This window comes from Acidimicrobiales bacterium (genome assembly GCA_035512495.1).
Lineage (GTDB): Bacteria > Actinomycetota > Acidimicrobiia > Acidimicrobiales > CADCSY01 > DATKDW01.
The window spans coordinates 1-4,600 of the sequence record DATKDW010000092.1; the positions used below are offsets into that span (position 1 = coordinate 1).

General features: G+C 70.0%; 3 protein-coding genes. 2 read left to right on the forward strand and 1 reads right to left on the reverse strand.

What is annotated here, in order from left to right:
- A partial coding sequence (locus VMN58_13185; protein ID HUF34152.1) for a Ca2+-dependent phosphoinositide-specific phospholipase C occupies positions 1-311 on the reverse strand: 311 nt, incomplete at its 3' end.
- Positions 312-436: 125 nt separating this feature from the next.
- Between VMN58_13185 and VMN58_13190 the strand changes: the two genes are divergently transcribed.
- On the forward strand, positions 437-2,704 hold the full coding sequence (locus VMN58_13190; protein ID HUF34153.1) for an arylsulfatase: 2,268 nt from the start codon (positions 437-439) through the stop codon (positions 2,702-2,704).
- Between the two features lie 400 nt (positions 2,705-3,104).
- On the forward strand, positions 3,105-4,600 hold a 1,496-nt coding region (locus tag VMN58_13195; protein HUF34154.1), incomplete at its 3' end, for a S8 family serine peptidase.

Here is a 4,600-nt window from a genome sequence, read left to right on the forward strand (position 1 = left end):
GCGTCGATGCCGACGTGGTACACCTCGAAGTCGTCCCGGACCCAGTTGTAGTGGATGTCGAGCTCGACCTGGCGCACGCCCTGGTGCTCGAGCTGGTGGGCGAGCGGCCGGTGGGAGTAGTCCCACCCGATCTCGGAGTGCTCCCGTCCGGGGAACATCGGGTCGCGGTGGTAGCTGTTGTGGGTGCCGCGGGCCTGCACGTGGTTCATCCGCAGCTCGCCGGGCCGCTGCGGCGAGCTCGCCGGCTGGGCCAGGGCGGGGCTCGCGGCCAGCAGGGCGACGGAGAGGGCGAGGGCGAGGGCGGAGCGCATCCACTCAGGTTCGACGGGCGACCGGTGGTGACCTCCCCGGTGCTCGTCCCGCCGACTATTGACAGAACAGATGTCAGATCAATAGGGTCGCCGCCGTGGCCGGCGTCGGCCAGGGGGAGTGGACGATGACGGACCAACGCGAGCCCTTCGAGGGCGAGATCGGGGTGACCCACGAGGACTCGACCCCGTGGTGGCCGACGCCGCCCCACCCGGGTGAAGACGCCCCCGACGTCATCGTGGTGCTCCTCGACGACCTCGGCTTCGGCCAGCTCGGCTGCTACGGCTCGACCATCGAGACCCCGAACATCGACCGCCTCGCCGCCGGGGGCCTCAAGTACACGAACTTCCACGTCACCCCGGTGTGCTCGCCGACGCGAGCCGCCCTGCTCACGGGCCGGAACAACCACGAGGTCGGGATGCGCTTCGTCTCGAACTTCTCCACCGGCTACCCGAACATGCGGGGCCACATCTCGCATCACGCGGCGACCGTGGCCGAGGTCCTGCGGGACGAGGGCTACACGACCTTCTGTGTCGGTAAGTGGCACCTGTGCCAGATGGAGGACGCCTCGCCCGCTGGGCCCTACGACCAGTGGCCGTGCCAGCGGGGGTTCGACCGCTTCTACGGGTTTCTCGAGGGGGAGACCGACCACTTCCACCCCGACCTGGTGTACGACAACCACGCGGTGGACCCCCCGTCGACCGCCGAGGAGGGCTACCACCTGAGCGAGGACCTGGTCGACCGGGCCATCGGCTTCGTCCACGACTCGGTCTCCGTCCGCCCCGACCGGCCCTACTTCTTGTACCTGTCCTTCGGCGCCACCCACGCACCCCACCAGGCTCCGCCCGAGTACCTCGAGAAGTACCGGGGTCGCTTCGACGAGGGCTGGGACGTCCTGCGGGAGCGGTGGTTCGAGCGCCAACAGGAGATGGGCCTGCTCCCGGAGGGCACCCAGCTGGCGCCCCGCAACCCCGGGGTCGAGCCGTGGGACGAGCTCCCGGGGAACCACCGGCTGCTCGCCGCCCGCCTCCAGGAGGCGTTCGCCGCGTTCCTCGACCACACCGACGCCCAGATCGGCCGGCTGCTCGACGACCTCGAGGCGCTCGGGCGGCTCGACGACACCCTGATCATCCTCCTGTCGGACAACGGCGCCAGCCAGGAGGGCGGGCCGTTCGGCGTCATGCACGAGATGAAGTTCTTCAACTTCATCCTCGAGACGCCCGACGAGGCGATCGCCCGCCTCGACGACATCGGGGGGCCGAACAGCCACACGAACTACCCGTGGGGGTGGGCCCAGGCGGGCAACGTCCCGTTCAAGTGGTACAAGCAGAACACCCACGAGGGGGGTGTCCACGTCCCGCTGATCGTGCACTGGCCGGGAGGCATCGACGAGCCGGGCGTGCTCCGCGACCAGCTCCACCACGTCAACGACGTGGTGCCGACGATCTACGAGATCCTCGGTGTCACCCCACCCGAGACCTACCGCGGGCGCACCCAGATGCCGGTGACCGGCACGTCGTTCCACTACACCTTCGCCGACGGCGAGGCTCCGACGCACAAGGCGGTGCAGCACTTCGAGTCCATCGGCCACCGGGCCATCCACGCCGACGGTTGGAAGGCCGTGACCCTCCACACCGCTGGGGTCCCCTACGAGGACGACGTGTGGGAGCTCTACCACATCGAGGTCGACCGCTCGGAGTGCGTCGACCTCGCCGCCGAGCACCCCGAGAAGCTCGCCGAGCTGGTCGAGCGCTGGTGGGAGGAGGCCGAGCGGCACGGCGTGCTCCCCCTCGACGACCGCACCATCGGGCTGTTCGGGGCCCGCTTCCGGGACCGGTCGCCGCACCCGGCCGACCGCCACTACACCTACCACCCGCCCATGACCCCCCTCCCCGGCCAGGCGAGCGCCGCCCTCGGTGGGCGCAGCTGGGTGCTCGAGGCGACCGTCGACCGTCCCGAGGGCGCCGGCGGGGTGCTCTACGCCACGGGCACCGCCAGCTCCGGCCTCAGCGTGTTCGTCCAGGGCGACCGGTTGGTGTTCGACTACAACTGCTTCGGGGACCACCACGTGGTCGAGTCGGCGGGCCCGGTGCCCGTGGGCGACTCGGTCCTCGGGATCCGCTTCACCCGGCAGGGTGAAGGTGGCACGGCGACCCTCGTGGTCGACGGGGTCGATGTCGGGTCCACGGCCATCCCGTTCGTGATGCGCATGATGTCGAGCACGGGCCCGAGCGTGGGCTTCGACCACGGCTCTGCGGTCAGCCCGCGCTACGAGTCGCCCTTCCCCTTCGAGGGACGGCTCCACCGGGTCGACATCCAGCTGCTCTCGGCTTCGGCGGCCGCCGAAGCCGAAGAGGAGGCCACGCAGGCCCGCGCCACGATGGCCCAGCAGTGAGGGCAGAGTGGCGGAGGTGGTGACTGACCTTCTGGCCGTCTACCAGCGCGGCGTCACCGTGGAGGCCGATTCCCACCGCCGCCGCCCCCGACGTCGCAGCGGTCCTCATGCTCTTCGCAGTAGTCGTCGAAGTCCGGCTTCTCGGCGCCAGCGGGGCTGGCGAGCAACGCAGTAGCGCACATGGCAGCGGCAACGAAAGCGATGATCCGGCGGCGCATGATTTTCCCCCTTGTCGGTAGCAACGAGCCTGATCGTAACGCCGGACCGCCGAAGCATGCGATGGTCCCGACGACCCATCGGCGACTAGTCATCGGCGGGGTCCAAATGGACCGAACGCCTCATGTACCGGCGTCAACGGCTGAACTACGCTGACAGGAGCACGCCACTGGGGGGAGAACCAATGGCACGCCGAGCTTTTGCAGCACTTGCGCTGCTCGCACTGCTCGTGGGGCTCGCCGCTCCGGTCGAAGCTCGCCCGACCGAGGCCTCCGACCCCGACGTCATCCAGGGCAGCTGGATCGTGACGCTGGTCGATGGCAGCGACCCGGCCCGAGAGGGCCCGGCACTCGCCCGCCAGTACGGCGGCGCAGCCGGCCACATCTACGACGCCGTCCTGGGCGGCTTCCAGTTCCTCGGCTCCGACCGGGCCGCTGCCAACATGTCCCGCAACCCGAGGGTCCAGCGCGTCGAGGTCGATCGCGTCTTGCGCCTGTTCAGCGAGACGATCCCCACTGGCGTGAGCCGCATCCGCGCCGCCCACGCCACTGAACCCACGTCGCTCAGCCTCGATCCGCCGGCAACGGGAGCGGGAGTCTCCATCGCCATCCTCGACACCGGCATCGAGACGACCCATGAAGACCTGAGCGCCAACATCGTGAGAGACCTCACGGACAACGTGGTCGGTGTCAGTTGCATCGACGGCGAGGGCTTCGAGGACGACGGCCACGGCCACGGCACCCACGTGGCGGGCACGGCGGCAGCCGCGGCCGGCAACGACAAGGGTGTGATCGGCGTGGCCTCCGAGGCGGGGCTCATCCCGGTGAAGGTGCTCAGCAAGTCGGGCTCGGGCTCGTGGTCGTCGGTGGCCTGCGGCGTGAACTGGGTCACCAACAACGTCTCCACATACGACATCGCCGTGGCCAACATGAGCTTGGGCGGCTCGGGCTCCGCTGGTGACGGCTGTTCGTCGTCGGCGCTGCGCCAGGCGATCTGCGACTCGGTCGCGGCTGGCGTCACCTACTCCGTGGCCGCCGGCAACAGCAGTGACGATGCTGCCAAGTTCGTCCCCGCTGCCTACCCCGAGGTCATCACGGTGTCGGCCTTCGCCGACTACGACGGCGAGCCGGGACCCAATGGGACCTGCTACCGCTTCGTCGGCCCCGGCGGCGGGATCGAGTGTGACGACGGCCTCGCCACGTTCACCAACGACGGCGAGATCGTCGACGTGACCGCTCCGGGTCGGTGGATCTACTCGAGCGACAAGGGCAACGGCTACAGCGAGAAGAGCGGCACGAGCATGGCGGCCCCCCACGTGGCCGGCGTCGCCGCCCTCGTCAAGGCGCGGTACCCCGGCGCCACGCCCGACGACGTGCGAGCCCACCTCCAGGCCACCGGCGAGTGCCCCGGCGTCACCGCAAACGACGGACCTGGCAACTGCGACCCGGCAGGGGATGCCTGGTACAACGACTCTGACGGCTTCACCGAGCCCCTGGTGAACGCCCTCTGGGCGGCGACGGCCACTGCCCTCGTGACGGCACCAAGCACCAGCGAAGCCGGCCCGGAGCCGGACACGGGAACGCTCACCGGCACCGTCACCGACACGGACAGCACCGGCGCCCCCATCGTCGGGGCAACCGTCGCGATCGGGGGCACGAGCCTCTCGACGACGACTGGCGA